We start from the raw sequence: 18,038 nt of genomic DNA, 5'->3' as shown, positions 1-18,038 counted from the left end.
AAAAGCCTTACATTGCAATGTAAGGCTTTTTGTTTATCTAATAGCTTATTATGTGTTATTCACTGCAAATATCGTGCTAAAATATGTTTCGTATTAAAAAAATCATTAAATTCGTAGAATAAGTTAAGTTAAAATCTAAAATAGCAGTATGCTTAAGCAACACTTACAACTCAAATTAGGCCAGAAATTGGCCCCTCAACAAATTCAATTAATGAAGTTGATACAGCTTCATACGCTAGAATTTGAAGAGGAATTAGAGAGAGAGTTAGAGGAAAATCCTGCTCTAGAGATAGCAAAAGATGAATCTAAAGAAGATGAGTATTCTTCGTTAGAGGATTCATATGAAGATGAAGGTACAGAAAGTATTGAAACTGATTTTGATGTTGATCAATATCTTTACGATGATGAACCAAGCTATAAAACAGCATCAAGTAATTATTCTCCGGACGACGAAGAATATGATAATGAAAGTCTTTTAACCGAAGGACAATCTTTGTATGATTATTTGATGGAGCAAATCCATTTGGTAAATATTATTGAAGAAGACTTGAAAATTGCTGAATATATCATAGGAAATCTAGATACTGATGGATATCTTAGAAGAGAAGTGAAATCTCTTGTAGATGATTTAGCATTTTCTCAAGGGATTTATACAACCAAAGAAAGGGTTGATGATATTTTAGAGAATTATGTTCAAAAGCTAGATCCACCAGGAGTAGGAGCTCGTGGTTTACAGGAATGCCTTTTATTACAAATTGAGAAAAAAGTAAGTTCAGATAAAGCAGTATCATTGGCAGCAAATATTTTACGACATCAGTTTGATGCCTTAACGAATAAGCATTATAATAAAATTATTCAAAAATATGATATTGAAGAGGATGACCTTAAAGATGCGTTGGATGAAATATCAAGATTATCTCCTAAAGTAGGGGGGAATTTTGACACACAAACGATTACCATTAATCAGGAGATTATTCCGGACTTTGTGATTCAAGTTAAAGAAGGTCAGGTTATTCCTATGCTGAACAGTAAAAACGCTCCTACTTTAAGAGTTTCAGAAGAATATAAAGATATTTTAACTACTTATTCTCACGATAAAAATTCTGCTGAGCATAAGCAAGCCGCATTATTTATCAAACAGAAGTTAGATGCTGCAAAATGGTATATTGATGCTATAAATCAACGTCAAAATACACTTTTACAAACAATTAATGCTATTGTTAAATTTCAAAAAGATTATTTTATTTCTGGAGACGAGAAGTCCTTAAAACCTATGATTTTAAAAGATGTTGCGGATATTACAGGATTTGATATTTCTACTATTTCCAGGGTGGTTAAAAGTAAATATGCCGATACTCCAAACGGGATTGTATATTTGAAGGATTTATTTTCTGATAGTTTGACTAATGATGATGGGGAAGAAGTATCGACTAAAGAAATTAAAACATATCTTCAAGAGGTTATTGACAAGGAAAATAAGAGAAAACCTCTTACTGATGATGCATTAGTTGTAATTTTGAAAAAACAAGGTTATAATATAGCCCGGAGAACAATTGCAAAGTATCGTGAACAACTTAATATTCCAGTGGCTAGATTAAGAAAAGAATTATAACATACACTTTTCAACTCATAACGAAATTTTAAATAAAATTACACCATATAAAAAAGCATTTCAAAATAGAAATGCTTTTTTTGTATATGATAATTGTACTATTTGCAGAATGTTTACGATTTATTGGAGGGGATCAATAATTGTATTTTACTTTTTCCAAACCAAGTTCTTTCATTGAGATTTCACGCATTTCTACCTTTCTTATTTTCCCTGAGATTGTCATTGGAAACTCATCCACAAACTTCCAATATTTTGGAATCTTATAATGGGAAATTCTTCCTTTGCAATAATTTAAAAGCTCTTGATCAGTTACATCAAATCCTTCTCGTACTTTTACCCATGCCATTACTTCTTCGCCAAATCTATCACTAGGGACTCCAATAATTTGCACGTCAAGAATATTAGGATAGGTATATAAAAAGTCTTCAATTTCTTTTGGAGAGATATTTTCACCTCCTCTTATGATTAAATCTTTGATTCTTCCTGAAATGGTAATATAGCCTTCTTCATCCATTACCGCAAGATCTCCGGTATGCATCCATCTGGCTTTATCTAATACTTTTTTTGTGCTTACTGGGTCATTCCAATATTTTAACATAACAGAATATCCTCTTGTACAAAGTTCACCCTGCTCACCACGTTGAACAATTTTCCCGTTTCCATCGATAATTTTAATTTCAAGATGATCGTGAACGGTACCTACTGTACTCACCTGTTTTTCTAAAGGCGTACCAATTAAAGTCTGAGTAGAAACGGGAGATGTTTCGGTCATTCCATAACATATACTCATTTCCTTGATATTCATAAGATTTTCCACTTTTTTCATGATTTCAGGTGGACAGACTGAGCCTGCCATTACGCCTGTTCTTAAACTTGAGAAATCATACCTTTCAAAATCTTTTACGGCTAATTCGGCAATAAACATAGTGGGAACTCCATACAAAGAGGTGCATTTTTCTTGAGAGACAACTTGTAAAGTGAGCTCGGGATCAAAGCTATCATTGGGAATTACCATACATGCGCCATGAGTTGTACAACATATATTGCCGATTACCATTCCAAAACAGTGATAAAATGGTACGGGAATACAAACTCTATCTTTTTCAGAGTAATGTAATCTAATTCCAATAAAATATCCATTATTTAAGATGTTATGATGGGAAAGGGTAACACCTTTAGGAAAACCTGTTGTACCTGAAGTGTATTGAATATTGACAGGATCATCAAACTGAACATGTTCTTCAAAACTATGTAATGTATCATCTGAAATTTCTTGTCCGTTATTAAGAAAAGTATCCCAATTATCATCAAAAAAAATTTCTTGTTCAAGACTAGGACATACTTCTTTGGCATATTCTACCATCTCTTTGTAGTTGCTGGTCTTAAAGCTTAAAGAGGCGAATATATACCTAATCTCTGATTGGTTAAGTACATAGGTGAGTTCGTGCGTTCTATAGGCAGGATTGATATTAACCAATATGGTACCAATTCTGGCTGTTGCATACTGCAATAGAACCCATTCGTAACGGTTTGCTGACCAAATTCCTATCCTATCACCTGATTTGGCTCCTAAGTATATTAAAGCCTTTGCCACAGCTGTAGTTTGATTGTAAAACTCTTGGTAGGTGGCCCTATAATTTTGATGTACGCAAATTAATGCTTCTTGATTTGGAAATTTTTCCACCGTGTTTTTTAAGTTACTTCCGATAGTTTGCCCTAATAAGGGTATCTTGGAAGTTCCAGATATATAAGATAAAGACATAATGAGGGATTTAGGAAATAAAAATAATAAATAAATCTATAATCAGTGAATTTTTTTAATTAATTTTCCTGCGAATCTATATCTTTTAGCTGCTTTAAATTTTTATCCAATCTTTTCATGATAATACCGTATAGTAATCGATAGTATACCCATATTAATAGAACACTTAATGCAGTACTCAGTATAATGCCTATAAGAAACCCAGTAAGAGCAGAGTTTGTAATTGCTATATTTTGGGTATTGAGTACATAAAATACAAATACAGTGAAAATGGAAGTGAAAGTAATCAATAATCCTATATTGAGTAAAATAAACATATTCACCGTTTTTTTAAACTGAATAATTTTTGAAATAAATTTTTTCAGATTTTCTTCGATTTTTATTTGTTTATGATTTTGGTAGAATTTGTAAACAAAATATGCAGTAATCGATAAACTTAAAATTTTTAAAGCCAAATATATATTATCGAAAGAATGTTCTATTTCCGGGGTTCTTCTTACCCCTAATTTTTCTAAAATATTGATAAAACTATTGGATTCTTTGCCTTGTATGATATAAAATAATCCTAACGAAGTAAAAAATAAAAACTCTACAACGCTTATCCAAAAAATATATTTAACATAATTACGTGATTTCCGATTCAACATCTGTAGGATTTCATTATTATCATACTTTTGTTGAACAGGTTGCTCCTGCCAAGTCTTCTTAAAGCTATCTAAATCAAATTCAGGCATATCTTTCCATCTGTTCTTTAAGGGTTTTCTTTAATCTGTTCATTTTTACACGCGCATTTACTTCAGTGATACCGAGGTTTTCCGCAATATCTTTATAAGGTAAATCATCAAGATACATCATGACAATAGCTCTTTCAATGTTGGGAAGTGTTTTGATTACCGTATACAAAAGTGAGATCTGTTGTTGTTTCTCGTCATCATCTTCTATAACATCTTTATGATTAATATCTAATTCATTCGTAGGTAGACTTTTGCTTTTTTTTCTAAAAAGAGTAATAGCTGTATTGAGGGCCACACGATACATCCAAGTGGAAATTTTAGAATTACCTTTAAAAGAATCATAACTTTTCCACAATTGCAAAACGATTTCTTGAAAAAGATCTTCTTCATCTTCAAGTGAATTAGTATAAAGACGCGAAACTTTGATAATCAATCCTTGATTATCTTTTATAAGCTGCGCAAATTCTTTTTCTTTAGAAGCCAAGTTTTTGATGTATAATTAGTTTTTACGAAGATAATAACAATATATTAATTTAACAATGCAGAATTTCAATATCTTATCAATTCTAAAATTAATAAGATAATTCCAAAAAATAGGGAATTAAAGAATGGAGATTAAGTGGCTTCGTTGTTCTATTTAAAGTATAAAATACTATCTTTGCATCTGCGAGAAAGTCGGCTTGTTGATTCCTGTTTTTGCAGGGGTAGGAAAGTCCGGACACCGAAGAGCAACAAAGCGGATAACATCCGTCACCCGTGAGGGTAGGACAAGTGCAACAGAAAGCAAGTACAGTTCGGCTGTAGTGAAACCAGGTAAACTCTTTGTGGTGCAATGATAAGTATATCGGTTCTTTTCAGAAATGAAAATAGGAGTTGCTCGCTCTGAAAGCCGAGGGGTAATCAGCTAAAGTTTTGCAGTAATGTAAGACGAAGATAAATAACAGGCGCTTCATTAAGAAGAACAAAATCCGGCTTATAGATTTTCTCGTGCTTTTTTAGTTTAAGATTCAGAGAGGGGGAGTTTAATATGTTGAACTTTATACTATCACCTCAAAGCTTTTAAGGAAAACGAAATCCTTTAAAATACATTTCCTGATAATTATAATTCACCTCAGTTGTAGAACGTATATATAGAATGGCAAACATTTTAGTTGTTCCCCAAGCTTTAATTATATAATCCTTACCATTGGCATTTTCACCATATTCTAATATGCCTTTTGCATCAGGATACTTTTCTAAACTGTGACCTTTTCCAATGTCTGATATTTTGGTAAGTAGGAAAAAATTTTCATTCAAGTGCTTCAGGTAGCTTTCTAGAACATATTCTACATTGGTAAGAGAGCTTGCAAATTTTACAACAACAGCTCCGTAAGTTACATTATTAAAATTGACCTCAGTAGTATAAACATCACTTTTATCTTCAGAAAGAGATTTTTCCCATTTTGGTTCTCCCGGAATATATAATGAGGCTCCAGAATCGGAAACACTATATTTCATAAATTTCGGAACTTGGGAATGGAATAATGAAATAGATGTAATTAGAACGAATAAGTTGAATATTAAAAATTTTTTCATGGTTTTAGTTTTTAGGGATTATTCTTGTTCCAGTTGATTTTTCGCTTCTTGTAAACCCAATCTATCTTTTTCAGAAAGTTTTGGGTAGGTAAGTTTCATTTTTTCTAAAGTATCAATAATGATTTGGATTGCGGCTACTCTTGTAAACCATTTATCATCTGCTGGAAGAACATACCATGGTGCATAATCTTTTGAAGTTTCATTAATTGCTTCTTCATACGCATCCATATATTTACTAAATAAAGCTCTTTCTGGTAGATCTCCTGCAGAAAATTTCCAGTTTTTTTCCTGTTCATTAATTCTGTCTAAAAGTCGTTTTTTCTGTTCGTTTTTAGAAACATTTAGAAAGATTTTAATTATAGTTGTTCCATTTTGAGAAAGATGTTTTTCAAAATTTCGAATACTTTCGTATCTATTTTTCCAAAATGTATTGTCAAAATCTTTTACAGATTTCCATGTTTTCTCATTTAGGTTATATTCTGGGTGTACTTTGCAGACTAAAACACTCTCGTAATGAGAACGATTAAAAATTCCAATCATGCCTTTCTCAGGTAATGCCATATAATGTCTCCATAGAAAATCATGAGAATATTCTTTTGAACTTGGAGTTTTAAAGCTTGTAATACGGCAGCCTTGAGGATTTACTCCTCCAAATACATGCTCTACGAGACTATCTTTTCCCGCCGCATCCATTGCTTGTAGAACAACCAGAAGTGATTGGTTCCCATCGGCATATAATTTCTCTTGAAGTTCACGGAGTTTTTCTTTTTCTTTGAGTAATAATTGGATTCCTTCTTCTTTTGTAAGTTTACCATGATATTGGGTAGATGTTTTTTTTATAGAAAATGATCCTTTTACTTCAAAATCGTCTGAAAAATTAGTATCCATAGAAGTTTTGTATTATTTTGAATAAATGTAATAAAAAAACCGTCTCAGAGGAGACGGTTTTTTTATTTTTTAGTAGAGCTTATTTTGTAGCCGCTACTTTTTTTGACTTTTTAGCTGGAGCAGCAGCAGGTTCAGTTGTAGCTGGAGTAGTAGCTACTTCGGCAGCTTTTGTATCTACATTTCCTTTGATGTAGATTACGCTTCTGCTATTTGCTGGATCGTTAGAAAATACTTCAATCATTTTGTTGAATGGTCCATTGATAGCTGTATTATATCCAACTTTGATCTGAGCAGATTTTCCTGGCATAATTGGATCTGTGCTAAATTGAGGTGTCGTGCAGCCACAAGATGCTTTTACATTTGAAAGAACAAGAGGCTTATCACCGGTATTTGTTACGTTGAAGAATCTTGTACCGTCAGAACTAGGTTTGATCGTACCATAGTCAAAAGTCGTCTTATCAAATGTAATAGTCTGTGCAGATGCAAGAGCAAATGTTCCAAATAGCGCAATTCCTGCGATTAATTTTTTCATATTCTTGAATGTTAATATGTTTGTTAGATAAATTTTAGGAAACAAAGTTAAAAATTATTTTAATTCATACTCAAAATTTTTTTTCTTTAAACTATTTTTGCAAATTGTAAGCCAAAGAAATAGAATTATGCAGATTTCAGAAAAGTATAATCCACAAGAAACAGAACAAAAGTGGTACAATTACTGGTTGGAAAATAAGTATTTCCATTCAGAACCGAATGACAAACCTCCCTATACTGTTGTAATTCCTCCTCCAAATGTGACGGGAATCTTACATATGGGGCATATGTTGAATAATACCATTCAAGATGTTTTGGTCCGCCGTGCAAGAATGCAGGGCTTTAATGCATGTTGGATTCCGGGAACGGATCACGCTTCAATTGCTACTGAGGCGAAAGTGGTTGCTAAACTGAAGTCTGAAGGAATCAATAAATCAGATATTACGAGAGAAGAATTTTTAAAACATGCTTGGAAATGGACCGATAAATATGGAGGAACAATTTTGGAGCAATTGAAAAAATTAGGTTGCTCTTGTGATTGGGATAGGACTCGTTTTACCATGGAAGATAAGCTTTCTCAACAGGTAATTAAGAGTTTTGTTGATCTATATCATAAAGGATTAATCTACAGAGGATACAGAATGGTTAACTGGGATCCGGAAGCAAAAACTAATATTTCTGATGAGGAAGTCATTTTTAAAGAGCAAAATGGCAAATTATATTTCCTTAAATATAAGATTGAAGGATCAGAAGAATTTCTATCTGTTGCAACAACACGTCCGGAAACTATTTTTGGAGATACTGCGGTATGCATCAATCCTAATGATGAAAGATATGCTCATTTAAAAGGCAGTAAAGTTATTGTTCCGATTGTAAATAGAGTTATTCCCATTATTGAAGATGAATATGTTGATATCGAATTTGGAACCGGTGCATTGAAAATTACACCTGCTCATGATGTTAATGACTATGAAATTGGCCAAAAACATAATCTTCAGATGATTGATGCTCTGGATGATGATGGGAATTTAAATGATTATGGTTTACATTATGCTGGGAAAAATAGATTTGAGGTAAGAAAGCTGATTGCAAAAGAATTAGAAGAAAAAAATCTTTTGTTAAAAGCAGAAGACTACGTAAATAAAGTGGGAACCTCTGAAAGGACAGGTGCCGTTATCGAGCCTAAAGTTTCAGTTCAATGGTTCCTGAAAATGTCTGAAATTGCTAAACCAGCTTTGGATGTAGTAATGGATGATGAGGTAAAATTCTATCCTGAAAAGTTTAAAAATACATATAAACACTGGATGGAAAATATTCGGGATTGGAATATTTCTCGACAGCTTTGGTGGGGGCAACAAATTCCGGCATATTATTATGGAGATGGTGAGAATGATTTTGTAGTGGCTGAAAATATTGAAGAAGCCTTGATATTGGCCAGAAAAAAAATGGATAATCCCAATCTCGAAGCTTCTAGCTTAAAACAAGATGAAGATGCTTTAGATACTTGGTTCTCTTCTTGGTTATGGCCAATGTCTGTTTTTGATGGGTTACTTGATCCCGAGAATAAAGATATTAATTATTATTATCCAACATCAGATTTAGTAACAGGTCCGGATATTATTTTCTTCTGGGTAGCGAGAATGATTATGGCGGGATTGGAATATCGAAAAGAAGTTCCGTTTAAGAATGTTTATTTTACTGGAATTGTAAGGGATAAGCAGCGACGAAAAATGTCAAAATCTTTAGGAAACTCACCAGATCCGTTGGAATTGATGGATAAGTATGGAGCTGATGGGGTTCGAGTAGGGATTCTATTAAGCTCTGCAGCAGGAAATGATCTTCTGTTTGATGAAGATTTAATGCTTCAAGGAAGAAATTTCATGACGAAGATCTGGAATGCTTTCCGTCTGATTAATATGTGGAACCACGAAGACAAACCAGCTAATTCAGCTGAAACGCAGACTATAGAATGGTTTGAACATAAATTAAATAAAACAATTACAGATATTGATCAACAATTTGAGAAATTCAGAATTTCTGATGCTTTGCATTTGATTTATAAATTAATTTGGGATGATTTCTGTGGGTTGTATCTTGAGGCTATTAAACCCAATTTTGGAGAAGGTATTTCTAAAGAAGTTTACAATAAAACAATTATCTTCTTTGAAGAATTAATGAAACTTCTTCATCCTTTTATGCCTTTCTTAACGGAAGAGCTATGGCAAATTATTTCTGAAAGGAATGTGGAAGATGCACTGGTAATCGCTCAACAGAAAAAAGGAGGAGCGTTTAATGAAGCCATTATTAAAAACTTTGAAATAGCTGTAGAATTAATTTCTGGAGTTAGAAATTATCGCCAGACCAAAGGAATTTCACCAAGAGAAACAGCTGAAATTTATACTAATGCATCAGAATTTGCTAATGAATCTGTAATCAGAAAACTGGCAAACGTTTCAGAAATCTATTTTGGAACTAAAACAGAGAAGCCTAGCTTCACATTCTTGGTAGGTTCAACAGAAATTTCAATTCCGTTGAGTGAAAACTTAGATTTAGGAGAAGAAAAAGAGAAAACAGAAGAGGAATTAAAATATCTAAAAGGATTTTTGATTTCTGTTGAAAAGAAGCTTTCTAATGAGAAATTTGTTGCCAATGCAAAGCCTGAAGTTGTAGAGGTGGAGCGTAAAAAACAAAAGGATGCATTAGATAAGATTGCTATTTTAGAAGAAAAGCTGAAAAGTCTATAATTAATATAAATAAAATTGTCAGGTTTGTGAATGGATCTGACAATTTTTGAAATAACAATGATACATATAGAAAACATAGAAAAACTATTTTCTAAGCATTTTGTAGAAAGTCCTTTGTTGGAAAGTTTTGAGGTGGGTAAGATTTATCTTTCCAGTGGAAAGCTCGTGGCTTGTGATCCTTTGATTACGAATGATATGAAGTATTTCTCTACGGAATTTCCCAAAGGAGATTTTTCAGTCTTATTGCATAAGGAAAGAGAAAGTAATTGTGTCGCCTATGCGGAGATTATATTCAGTGATGCTGAGGTCCAACAATGGCAGTTGGCAACAACAGAAGGGCAGAATGTGAAAAATTTGTCAGAAGGAGAGGTATTTGGTTATCCTGTAGAAAGTGGTATGGGATGCTTTATGGATATTGATACACAGGAAAACCTTAATGATCTTGAGCAAAAACTTTATAAGAGTAAAGGGGTAGATTTTATGGGAATTTATGAAGAATTTTTTCATGATTATTTTTTTGATGAAAAAGGGGCAATAGATCAATATGCTTTTTTAAAACCATCAGAAAAACACCCAGGAACTATATTTGCATTTGAAACAGGATACGGAGAAGGATTTTATGCTAGCTATATTGCATACGACAAAAATAAACTTCCTGTAAAAATTGTTACAGAATTTATAGAAATTAGTTAAATTAGGTGAATTATTTTGTAGAGAAAATTTTTATAATAAAATTAATTATAACTAATAATAAAACACAATGAATTTCTCATCTGAACAACCCAAAATTATCGTTATAGGCAGTTCTTCAATTGATCTTGTCCTAGAAACAGAAAAAGTACCATCTTCCAACGAAACTGTTATGGCTTATGATTCAGACAGCTATTTTGGGGGAAAGGGAGCAAATCAGGCAGTAGGGACAGCGAGGTTGGGAGCTAGTGTATATTTTATTGGATGTGTAGGCATGGATCCCTTGGGGCAACAGATTATGAGAAATCTGGTAAATGAAAGTGTAAATGTTGGATTTGTACATGAAACAGATAAAGATGCAACAGGCACAGCTTATGTTACTACTTCAGATGGAAATTCAGCAATTGTTGTAGTTCCCGCAGCTAATAATCATTTAAAACCCGAGCATATAGATGCTGCGGAAAAATATTTTTTTACAGCAGATCTTATTTTGTTGCAATTAGAAGTTTCCATGGATGTGATTGACTTTGCAATAAAAAAAGCTAAAAAGCACAATATAAAAATAGGATTGTATGCATCTCCGGCTAGAAAGCTAAGTGAGGAAATACTTTCTAGTGTGGATTTTATTGTGGTAAAGAGTAATGAATTGCATATCGTTTTTGGTGAAGATAGGAGAGAAGATATTCTTAAAAAATATGTAAATAAAGTATTTGTGAGGGATGATACCAACTCTACAGTATACTTTGATGGTACAGAAATGAAATACTTTAGTAAAAGTACAAATGGGAAGACTGTTCATAAAATGGGAATGGGTGATGCATTTACTTCTGGGTTTGCGATTGGATTATGCCATAAATATTCTATTGAAGAATGCGTGAAATTTGGAAATGAAGTATCTGCCATGGTTTCTTTGAAAAAAGGTTCGCAAACAGGATTGCCAAGGATCTCAGATTTAATCTCTTAACGCTATTTATGACATATCGAAAAAGAAAAAATATAATATGATATTTTAAATAAATTTCCACTTTTAGAGTGGATTTTTCTTTTTTTTATTATGGAAAAGCTGACTATTATTACAGAAGATAATGTAGAATTAATTACCCATCTTTTTGTACCCAAAATTGATAATGGGAAATTTTTGTTGATTAATTCTGCAACAGGGGTAAAACAGCATATTTATTATTCATTTGCACAATATTTTGCAGCAAAGGGGTTTACTGTTATGACCTATGATTATCGGGGAATTGGATTGTCCAAACCTCAAAATATAAAAGGATTTTATGCTTCTATGAGGACGTGGGGAGCTAGGGATTTTAAAGCCATCACTCAATATATTAAGAAAAACTTTACAAATCACTATAAGTATTGTTTAGGTCATTCTGTAGGAGCTTTAATACTAGGAATGAATGAAGATTCTGAAATGTTTGATGAATTTATTTTTGTGGGCACACAAAATGCCTTCGTGGGGAACTTAAAATGGAGAACGAAGGTAGAAGCATATTTGGGTTTTGGGATAGCTCAACCTTTAACCACTTCACTATTAGGGTATTTTCCCGCACATTGGTTCGGTTTAGGAGAAAGTCTTCCCAAATATTGCGCATATGATTGGAGAACCTTAATTTTAAACAAAAAATCAACCAATCGCCTTTTAGAAAAAATAGAAGACTATTCTAAAAATTTAAAACAAAAAGTTTTTGTAATACGTGCAGAAGATGATGTATGGATAACAGAGAAAGGAGTAAAAAGCTTATTGGATACTACTTACCCGAATCTTAGACCTACTCATAGATTAATTAAAGTTTCGGAATCTCAAAAACGTATAATAGGACATATTAATTTTTTTAGAAACTACAATAAAAAGCTTTGGGATATTATTTTAAATGAGTGTACATAGAATGAAGAATTTGATAGCAAATACAGTAGATTTTGTAAAAGAAAAATTAGAGGGAGCAGAGGCTGGGCATGATTGGTTTCATATTGAAAGAGTTTGGAAGCTCTCAAAAAAAATTGCTCAATATGAGGATTGTGAACAAATGGTGGTGGAACTTTCGGCTTTATTACACGATATAGCAGATCCTAAATTTCATAATGGAGATGAAACAATAGCATTACAAGTTTCTTGTGAATTTTTAGAAAGCCAAAATGTTTCTGAAGACATTATAGAGAAGGTTTTATTTATAATTAAAAACATCTCATTTAAAAATAGAGCTGAGGCTCCTAAAGTTACTCCAATCGAACTTAAAATTGTACAAGATGCGGATCGTATAGATGCTATTGGAGCAATTGGTGTGGCTAGAACATTCAATTTTGGAGGTTTTAAGAATAACCCGATGTTTGATCCGGAGGTCAAGCCCAATTTAGATATGTCTAAAGAAGAGTATAAAAAATCTAAAGGAACAACAATTAATCATTTTTATGAAAAGCTGTTATTGTTAAAAGATATGATGAATACAGAGAAAGGCAAAAAAATAGCCGAGGAAAGACATCAGTTTATGTTACTTTTCCTCGACCAGTTTTATAAAGAATGGAATGTTGATTAGAAAATATTATATCCTAAAATTATTGAGGCATATTTTATATCCGCAGTTTGGGAAGTAGTATCCTCTATAATATTGTTATTTGTATTATATCTGAATTCAATACTATATTTATTATTATAATTATAGCCTATACCAAAAGATAAACTCTTAAAGGTCTGTGTAGTGGATAATGGAACTTTTTCGAAAGCTTGTCCAGAATATAAAAGATCAAAATTTTTGGCTTTTCCTGATCTTAATGTAAGGACATTAGCTTGTCCGTTTACAAAAATTTTGGATTTATCATTGATAAACATATAATGTCTAATCCCTATTGGTAAAGTAATAAAAGAATAGCTATCTAAACTCATTTCATAAAGGGAGTTACTTTTTACGGTAATTGTTTTTCCGGAATAAGCCGAATAAGTAGGTTCAAATAAGATAGACCATTTATTTTTATTGAATGGTAAAACAACTTCAGCTTCAATGCCTATCCTAAAAGAAGATTTTGAAGGAAAAACACCATCAAAAATGCTTCCTTTTAAGCCAAGGGAAGAGTAGAAGTTAATCCCGGGTCTGATATGAAGATTAAATTTAGTTTTTTCTTTTAACTCAGAAGATGCTACATTTTCGGTTTTGTTGTATACGTTGAAAAGTTTTTTCAAATCAGACGTATTATATTTTGTTTGGTTTATTAAAGTAAGGGAATTAGAATCATCCGAAAAAAGATCTTTCAATTGACCTATATAACTATTATTGGTTGCTATTTTTGAGGTATTTCCCTCTAAATAATATTTTTTGTTTATTAAAGGAGTTATTGATGTACTAGCGTTTGAATAAAAAAATCGGATTACATTTTTCCCTTTATATGAATATAGATTGGTAGTTCCTACTGCTTCTTCTTTTAGAAAAACACTACTTTCCGTTAGCTCAGGTTCGTACTTTGAGGAAAGCTCAGTAGTATTATCAGACGAATAATCAATAGATCCGGTGTAAGAAATGTATTTGGAAGAATTATGGATTCCAAATTCTTTAATATTAGATGGAAGTCCTGTTAACTCCGTTGAATTCTGATCAGTTTTATAAGAGAATCCTGTGGGAGTGTTAATCCAATCCATGTTTTTGATTAATACTTCTTTTTTCTCATTGTTAGTGGTTATTAAATACCCTTTTTCAAATTTAATTTGGGCATTTGTAAAGAATACAAAAAATAGTAAAAGTGCTAAAAAAGCTTTTCTCATGGTAACGTTTTTATAATAGGTTTTAAAAATATAGATAAAAAAGTATCTTTGCAATATGGGAGGGGTATTATTTCTTATTTTTTTTGGACTAATCCTTTCTTTATTTTTATCAAAAATAAAGAAAGGAAGATTGGCTGAGTGGGCAAAATTATTTCGTACTGCCATGCTCATTTTTACGATTTCATTATTTAGCTATTGGTTTATCAAAAAAAGCACAGTAAGAATTATAAAAGATTCTGTAGCATTACAAATCATTAATAAACTTCCTCAAACATTGGATTTTTATGTGATAAGTAATAAAGGCCAATTCCCTAATGGAATATTAGAGACTAAACATATTGGAAAGATCCGTCCGGAATATTATAGAATAGAGTATCTGAAGATGGATAGTTCCGATGAATACTGGATTATAGGAAATCTTGGTAAAAAGAATCTTGTATATTTTTCACAACATTCGGTTCCCAATAAGAACATTGATCAGATGATAGAAGTTCGGAATTATATTAATCAAAGTGTAAAGTTATCTGACATCGCTAAAAAGCAAATAGAATCATATAGCCATGAAAATATAAAGCAGGGAATATGGATTACCCTGGATTTTTTATTATTGTTTCTTAATCTTGTTTTGTTAGTAAGAAGAAGATAATTGTTTTCTACACTTTTATAAGTATCAATAATTAGAATAAAGTTCCTGTATTTTCCGTAGCCATTTTAGGAATCATTAAATCCTTGTTCCAGTCTTCATTTATTTTTTTTATGAAATAAGAAGATAATAGAGGAGATGCTTTCTCAATATTTTGATGAACAAAAAAATACAAATTCTGAAGTCCCTCTTTTTTCCATTGAGTTAAATGTTTCAACCAATCATCAAGTCTTTCATAGTCACTTTCTGCATTGGCCCCTACATAACGGATAAAAGCATTTGGGGTTGTGAGGCGCATATGGAGCATGTCTCTTCTGCCAGCAGTATCAACAATAATATTAGTAATGTTATTGAGCTCAAAAAGCTCGCAGGTCATATTTAATATATTTTCATCTGTAAACCATTCAGTATTTCTTAATTCTATAGCTAACGGTACTTCCTTTGGCCAGTCATTTACAAATTTTTCTAATCGATTATAGTCTTTTGGCTTAAAATTATCATGGAGTTGTAAAAAGACCATTCCTAATTTTTCATTAAAATTCATAACTGATGTTGCGAATTGTGTCACTGGTTCGGTAACATCGATTAATCTTCTGAAATGAGAAACAGTATTGGTGATTTTAGGGAAAAACTTAAAATTTTGAGGCGTTTTACCTTTCCATGTCTGAACCTGTTCAGGGGTTGGCATCCCATAAAACGTAGCATTCAATTCTATTGAATTAAACTGAGTTGCATAATATGTCAATTCGTCTTTTGTTCCTTTAGGATAAAACCCTTTAAGATCTGTTTTATTCCATTTTGCACACCCAATAGAAATATTTTCTAGCCCTTTTTTATTCTGGCTTAAAATATCTTTCGTTCGAGGATGATCTTGAGGTAATGTAAAATCTATTTTTGAAGGATCTTCTACTTGTCCGAATTTCATAGGTAAGCTTTTAGGATTAAACTTATAACAAATATAGGCAAACTGTATGAATTATAAATTTACAATTCTTTTGTCTGACATTTATTTTTCTGTTATAAAAATAACAACACGCCCTGAAGCGTGTTATTGTACGGTATGAGATATTGATTAATTTATTATTATGCTTCACAGCTGGAGCAGGTTACAAAATTGACCATCATTTCTTTAGAAACAGAAGAGCTTCGTTGGTAATAAAGAGTTTTTACCCCTTTTTTCCAAGCTTCTATATAGAGGTAGTTTACATCTTTTACAGGCATAGTGGATGGAATTTGTAAGTTCAACGACTGAGCTTGATCGATGTATTGTTGTCTTTGTGCTGCTTGGGAAATGATTTCCATTGGGGAAATTTCCTTGAATGTTTTAAATACAGCTTTTTCTTCATCCGTTAATTCTTTCAAATGCTGAACAGAACCATGATTTAGCATAATTGTTCTCCAGGTTTCTTCATTGTCGAGGCCCTTTTCTTCTAGCAATTTTGCCAAATATTTATTTTTACGCATGAAGTTTCCTTTTGCTAATCCTGCTTTATAATAATTAGAAGCAAATGGCTCTATTCCAGGAGATGTTTGTCCTAAAATAGCCGAACTTGAAGTGGTGGGTGCAATTGCCATTGTGGTCGTATTTCGCAACCCATATCCCTTTAATAATTCGGGTTCACCATAAATATTAGCAAGCTCTCTCGAAGCTTGTTCGGATTGTTCTTTAATATGCCGGAAAGCTCTTGCATTGAATTGTGTTGCCTCAAAGCTTTCAAATGGAATCATATTCTTTTGTAAATAAGAATGATAGCCTAAAACTCCTAATCCAAGAGCTCTATGACGCATAGCGAAGTTTCTTGCTCCCTGAAGATAATAATTTCCTTCAGTTTTATCAATGAACTCCGATAAAACAGCGTCTAGGAAATAAATGGCTAGTTTTACAGCATCAGTATCCTTCCATTCGTCATATAACTCTAAGTTCATAGAGGATAAACAGCAAATGAAAGACTCCTCCATTGAGGAAGGAAGCATAATCTCAGAGCATAAATTGCTAGCATTGACAGGTAATCCTAAATCTTTGTAAACCTGTGGTTTATTTCTATTTACATTGTCTGTAAAGAAAATATAAGGAAGACCTTTTTGTTGACGGCTTTCTAAAACTCTTGCCCAAACTTTACGTTTTTCCATATCCCCATCAATCATATCCTGCATCCAGTAATCTGGAACACATACTCCCGTAAATAAGTTTTGGATTGGACTTCCAATATCTTTAATGGATAAAAACTCCTCAATATCCCCATGGTCTATATCGAGATAAGCTGCAAAAGCTCCTCTTCTTACACCACCTTGAGAAACGACATCCATCGCAGTATCAAATAATTTCATAAAAGAAACTGCTCCCGAAGATTTTCCATTATCAGTTACTGCGGTTCCTCTGTTACGAAGTTCTCCGAAGTAGCCCGAAGTACCTCCTCCAATTTTTGTTTGCATGATTACCTCTCCCATTTTATGAGTGATACCTTCAATGCTATCTGGAATATGAACATTAAAACAAGAAATTGGGAGGCCTCTTTGGGTTCCCATATTTGCCCAAACTGGAGAAGAGAAGCTGATCCATCCTTTTGTGATCATTTCTTTAAAAGCGGCTTGAAGTTCTGGTTTGTACAATCTTTTTGCAGCAGCAGTGGTAATTCTGTCGATGGCTCCGTCCACGGTTTCACCTTTTAACAAATATCCTCTGTTTAGCATTTGCTCGGACTCTTCATTAAGCCACCATATATTGGTATTTTGTTCTTCCATAGTATTTATATATTTTCGAATTCTGAAATAGAGTAATGCACTTCAGAATTTTGTTGCGTGTTATTATATTGATTCTAAAACTTCCACTTTGTGGGAATCTTGTAAACCACTTTCATCTCTTAGTCTTTGAAAATCCTTAAAAGAAGGAGTATTCAAAACCTCATGTTGAACTTCTTTATTGATATAATTTGAATAATGTAAAAATGTAACCCCATCTTCTTTGATGTATACCTTGTATTCAAATGTGGATTGATTTAAATTTTTAAAATCCTCCAAAAACTTTCGAATATTTATTTTGTTTTCTGAAACAAATTCTGGTTTTACGGTATAGGTAACTATTACATTAATCATGTTTGAAGG

At 32.4% G+C, this 18,038-nt stretch carries 17 protein-coding genes and 1 other RNA gene; 8 read left to right on the top strand and 10 right to left on the bottom strand.

What is annotated here, in order from left to right:
* Window positions 1–148: 148 nt before the first annotated feature.
* Window positions 149–1,612: an RNA polymerase factor sigma-54 gene (rpoN, locus tag CHRY9293_RS01920; RefSeq protein WP_162031355.1), complete on the top strand. Its 1,464-nt coding sequence runs from the start codon at window positions 149–151 to the stop codon at window positions 1,610–1,612.
* Between the two features lie 133 nt (window positions 1,613–1,745).
* Here rpoN and CHRY9293_RS01915 read toward each other — a convergent pair whose 3' ends face one another.
* Genes CHRY9293_RS01915 through CHRY9293_RS01905 form a run of 3 tightly spaced genes read right to left on the bottom strand, consistent with a single transcriptional unit; the run spans window position 1,746 to window position 4,592 of the window.
* Window positions 1,746–3,374, bottom strand: a complete 1,629-nt coding sequence (locus CHRY9293_RS01915; protein ID WP_162031354.1) for an AMP-binding protein — start codon at window positions 3,372–3,374, stop codon at window positions 1,746–1,748.
* Window positions 3,375–3,433: 59 nt separating this feature from the next.
* Entirely contained in the window at window positions 3,434–4,108 is a 675-nt protein-coding gene (locus tag CHRY9293_RS01910) for an MFS transporter (RefSeq protein WP_162031353.1), read from the bottom strand.
* The gene (locus CHRY9293_RS01905; RefSeq protein ID WP_122546397.1) at window positions 4,101–4,592 is read right to left on the bottom strand and encodes an RNA polymerase sigma factor; all 492 of its coding nucleotides are present in this window, start codon (window positions 4,590–4,592) and stop codon (window positions 4,101–4,103) included. The genes CHRY9293_RS01910 and CHRY9293_RS01905 overlap by 8 nt, the downstream gene beginning before the upstream one ends.
* 183 nt (window positions 4,593–4,775) lie before the next feature.
* Between CHRY9293_RS01905 and rnpB the strand changes: the two genes are divergently transcribed.
* Window positions 4,776–5,100, top strand: an RNA gene (gene rnpB, locus CHRY9293_RS01900) — RNase P RNA component class A.
* A gap of 67 nt (window positions 5,101–5,167) precedes the next feature.
* Here rnpB and CHRY9293_RS01895 read toward each other — a convergent pair.
* From CHRY9293_RS01895 to CHRY9293_RS01885, 3 genes are all read right to left on the bottom strand, one after another.
* Window positions 5,168–5,683, bottom strand: a complete 516-nt coding sequence (locus CHRY9293_RS01895) for a hypothetical protein (RefSeq protein WP_162031352.1) — start codon at window positions 5,681–5,683, stop codon at window positions 5,168–5,170.
* Window positions 5,684–5,701: 18 nt separating this feature from the next.
* A complete protein-coding gene (locus CHRY9293_RS01890) occupies window positions 5,702–6,571 on the bottom strand; it encodes a PPK2 family polyphosphate kinase (protein WP_162031351.1) in 870 nt (289 codons plus the stop codon).
* A 79-nt stretch (window positions 6,572–6,650) separates the two neighbouring features.
* Window positions 6,651–7,103 carry a DUF1573 domain-containing protein gene (locus CHRY9293_RS01885; RefSeq protein ID WP_122635769.1) on the bottom strand — a complete coding sequence of 151 codons (453 nt, stop codon included), beginning with the start codon at window positions 7,101–7,103 and terminating at the stop codon, window positions 6,651–6,653.
* Between the two features lie 127 nt (window positions 7,104–7,230).
* On the opposite strand from CHRY9293_RS01885, the gene CHRY9293_RS01880 reads away from it, so the two are divergent.
* The 5 genes from CHRY9293_RS01880 to CHRY9293_RS01860 all read left to right on the top strand — a co-directional run bounded on the left by CHRY9293_RS01880 (window position 7,231) and on the right by CHRY9293_RS01860 (window position 13,076).
* Window positions 7,231–9,846, top strand: a complete 2,616-nt coding sequence (locus CHRY9293_RS01880) for a valine--tRNA ligase (RefSeq protein ID WP_162031350.1) — start codon at window positions 7,231–7,233, stop codon at window positions 9,844–9,846.
* 57 nt (window positions 9,847–9,903) lie between these two features.
* Window positions 9,904–10,539 (top strand): DUF4241 domain-containing protein, encoded by a 636-nt coding sequence (locus CHRY9293_RS01875; RefSeq protein ID WP_122547307.1) that lies wholly within the window; start codon window positions 9,904–9,906, stop codon window positions 10,537–10,539.
* Window positions 10,540–10,606: 67 nt separating this feature from the next.
* Complete coding sequence (locus CHRY9293_RS01870) at window positions 10,607–11,500, top strand: ribokinase (protein WP_122546402.1); 894 nt, start codon at window positions 10,607–10,609, stop codon at window positions 11,498–11,500.
* Between the two features lie 90 nt (window positions 11,501–11,590).
* A complete protein-coding gene (locus CHRY9293_RS01865) occupies window positions 11,591–12,430 on the top strand; it encodes an alpha/beta hydrolase family protein (RefSeq protein WP_162031349.1) in 840 nt (279 codons plus the stop codon).
* Window position 12,431: 1 nt separating this feature from the next.
* The gene (locus tag CHRY9293_RS01860; RefSeq protein WP_162031348.1) at window positions 12,432–13,076 is read left to right on the top strand and encodes an HD domain-containing protein; all 645 of its coding nucleotides are present in this window, start codon (window positions 12,432–12,434) and stop codon (window positions 13,074–13,076) included.
* Here the strand turns inward: CHRY9293_RS01860 and CHRY9293_RS01855 are convergent.
* Window positions 13,073–14,293 carry a hypothetical protein gene (locus CHRY9293_RS01855; RefSeq protein WP_162031347.1) on the bottom strand — a complete coding sequence of 407 codons (1,221 nt, stop codon included), beginning with the start codon at window positions 14,291–14,293 and terminating at the stop codon, window positions 13,073–13,075. The genes CHRY9293_RS01860 and CHRY9293_RS01855 overlap by 4 nt on opposite strands.
* Window positions 14,294–14,348: 55 nt before the next feature.
* Between CHRY9293_RS01855 and CHRY9293_RS01850 the strand changes: the two genes are divergently transcribed.
* Window positions 14,349–14,939 (top strand): hypothetical protein, encoded by a 591-nt coding sequence (locus CHRY9293_RS01850; protein ID WP_162031346.1) that lies wholly within the window; start codon window positions 14,349–14,351, stop codon window positions 14,937–14,939.
* A gap of 31 nt (window positions 14,940–14,970) precedes the next feature.
* Here the strand turns inward: CHRY9293_RS01850 and CHRY9293_RS01845 are convergent, their stop codons facing one another.
* The 3 genes from CHRY9293_RS01845 to CHRY9293_RS01835 all read right to left on the bottom strand — a co-directional run bounded on the left by CHRY9293_RS01845 (window position 14,971) and on the right by CHRY9293_RS01835 (window position 18,029).
* A complete protein-coding gene (locus CHRY9293_RS01845; protein WP_162031345.1) occupies window positions 14,971–15,861 on the bottom strand; it encodes a DUF72 domain-containing protein in 891 nt (296 codons plus the stop codon).
* A gap of 158 nt (window positions 15,862–16,019) precedes the next feature.
* Window positions 16,020–17,678 (bottom strand): ribonucleoside-diphosphate reductase subunit alpha, encoded by a 1,659-nt coding sequence (locus CHRY9293_RS01840; RefSeq protein ID WP_122546408.1) that lies wholly within the window; start codon window positions 17,676–17,678, stop codon window positions 16,020–16,022.
* 63 nt (window positions 17,679–17,741) lie between these two features.
* Window positions 17,742–18,029, bottom strand: a complete 288-nt coding sequence (locus CHRY9293_RS01835) for a hypothetical protein (RefSeq protein ID WP_162031344.1) — start codon at window positions 18,027–18,029, stop codon at window positions 17,742–17,744.
* Window positions 18,030–18,038 lie beyond the last annotated feature (9 nt).

Origin of the sequence: Chryseobacterium potabilaquae, assembly GCF_902728265.1 — a bacterium.
In the GTDB taxonomy this organism is placed as follows: Bacteria; Bacteroidota; Bacteroidia; order Flavobacteriales; family Weeksellaceae; genus Chryseobacterium; species Chryseobacterium potabilaquae.
Note: the sequence above shows the minus strand (reverse complement) of the source record. Positions and strands in the feature narration are given on the sequence as shown.

What these genes read in the sequence shown, in the direction of transcription:
- rpoN (WP_162031355.1), top strand. Translation starts at nt 149, where the DNA reads ATGCTTAAGCAACACTTACAACTCAAATTAGGCCAGAAATTGGCCCCT.
- CHRY9293_RS01915 (WP_162031354.1), bottom strand. Translation starts at nt 3,374, where the DNA reads ATGTCTTTATCTTATATATCTGGAACTTCCAAGATACCCTTATTAGGG.
- CHRY9293_RS01855 (WP_162031347.1), bottom strand. Translation starts at nt 14,293, where the DNA reads ATGAGAAAAGCTTTTTTAGCACTTTTACTATTTTTTGTATTCTTTACA.
- CHRY9293_RS01845 (WP_162031345.1), bottom strand. Translation starts at nt 15,861, where the DNA reads ATGAAATTCGGACAAGTAGAAGATCCTTCAAAAATAGATTTTACATTA.
- CHRY9293_RS01860 (WP_162031348.1), top strand. Translation starts at nt 12,432, where the DNA reads ATGAAGAATTTGATAGCAAATACAGTAGATTTTGTAAAAGAAAAATTA.
- CHRY9293_RS01880 (WP_162031350.1), top strand. Translation starts at nt 7,231, where the DNA reads ATGCAGATTTCAGAAAAGTATAATCCACAAGAAACAGAACAAAAGTGG.
- CHRY9293_RS01840 (WP_122546408.1), bottom strand. Translation starts at nt 17,678, where the DNA reads ATGGAAGAACAAAATACCAATATATGGTGGCTTAATGAAGAGTCCGAG.
- CHRY9293_RS01885 (WP_122635769.1), bottom strand. Translation starts at nt 7,103, where the DNA reads ATGAAAAAATTAATCGCAGGAATTGCGCTATTTGGAACATTTGCTCTT.
- CHRY9293_RS01890 (WP_162031351.1), bottom strand. Translation starts at nt 6,571, where the DNA reads ATGGATACTAATTTTTCAGACGATTTTGAAGTAAAAGGATCATTTTCT.
- CHRY9293_RS01910 (WP_162031353.1), bottom strand. Translation starts at nt 4,108, where the DNA reads ATGCCTGAATTTGATTTAGATAGCTTTAAGAAGACTTGGCAGGAGCAA.
- CHRY9293_RS01865 (WP_162031349.1), top strand. Translation starts at nt 11,591, where the DNA reads ATGGAAAAGCTGACTATTATTACAGAAGATAATGTAGAATTAATTACC.
- CHRY9293_RS01835 (WP_162031344.1), bottom strand. Translation starts at nt 18,029, where the DNA reads ATGATTAATGTAATAGTTACCTATACCGTAAAACCAGAATTTGTTTCA.
- CHRY9293_RS01850 (WP_162031346.1), top strand. Translation starts at nt 14,349, where the DNA reads ATGGGAGGGGTATTATTTCTTATTTTTTTTGGACTAATCCTTTCTTTA.
- CHRY9293_RS01895 (WP_162031352.1), bottom strand. Translation starts at nt 5,683, where the DNA reads ATGAAAAAATTTTTAATATTCAACTTATTCGTTCTAATTACATCTATT.
- CHRY9293_RS01870 (WP_122546402.1), top strand. Translation starts at nt 10,607, where the DNA reads ATGAATTTCTCATCTGAACAACCCAAAATTATCGTTATAGGCAGTTCT.
- CHRY9293_RS01875 (WP_122547307.1), top strand. Translation starts at nt 9,904, where the DNA reads ATGATACATATAGAAAACATAGAAAAACTATTTTCTAAGCATTTTGTA.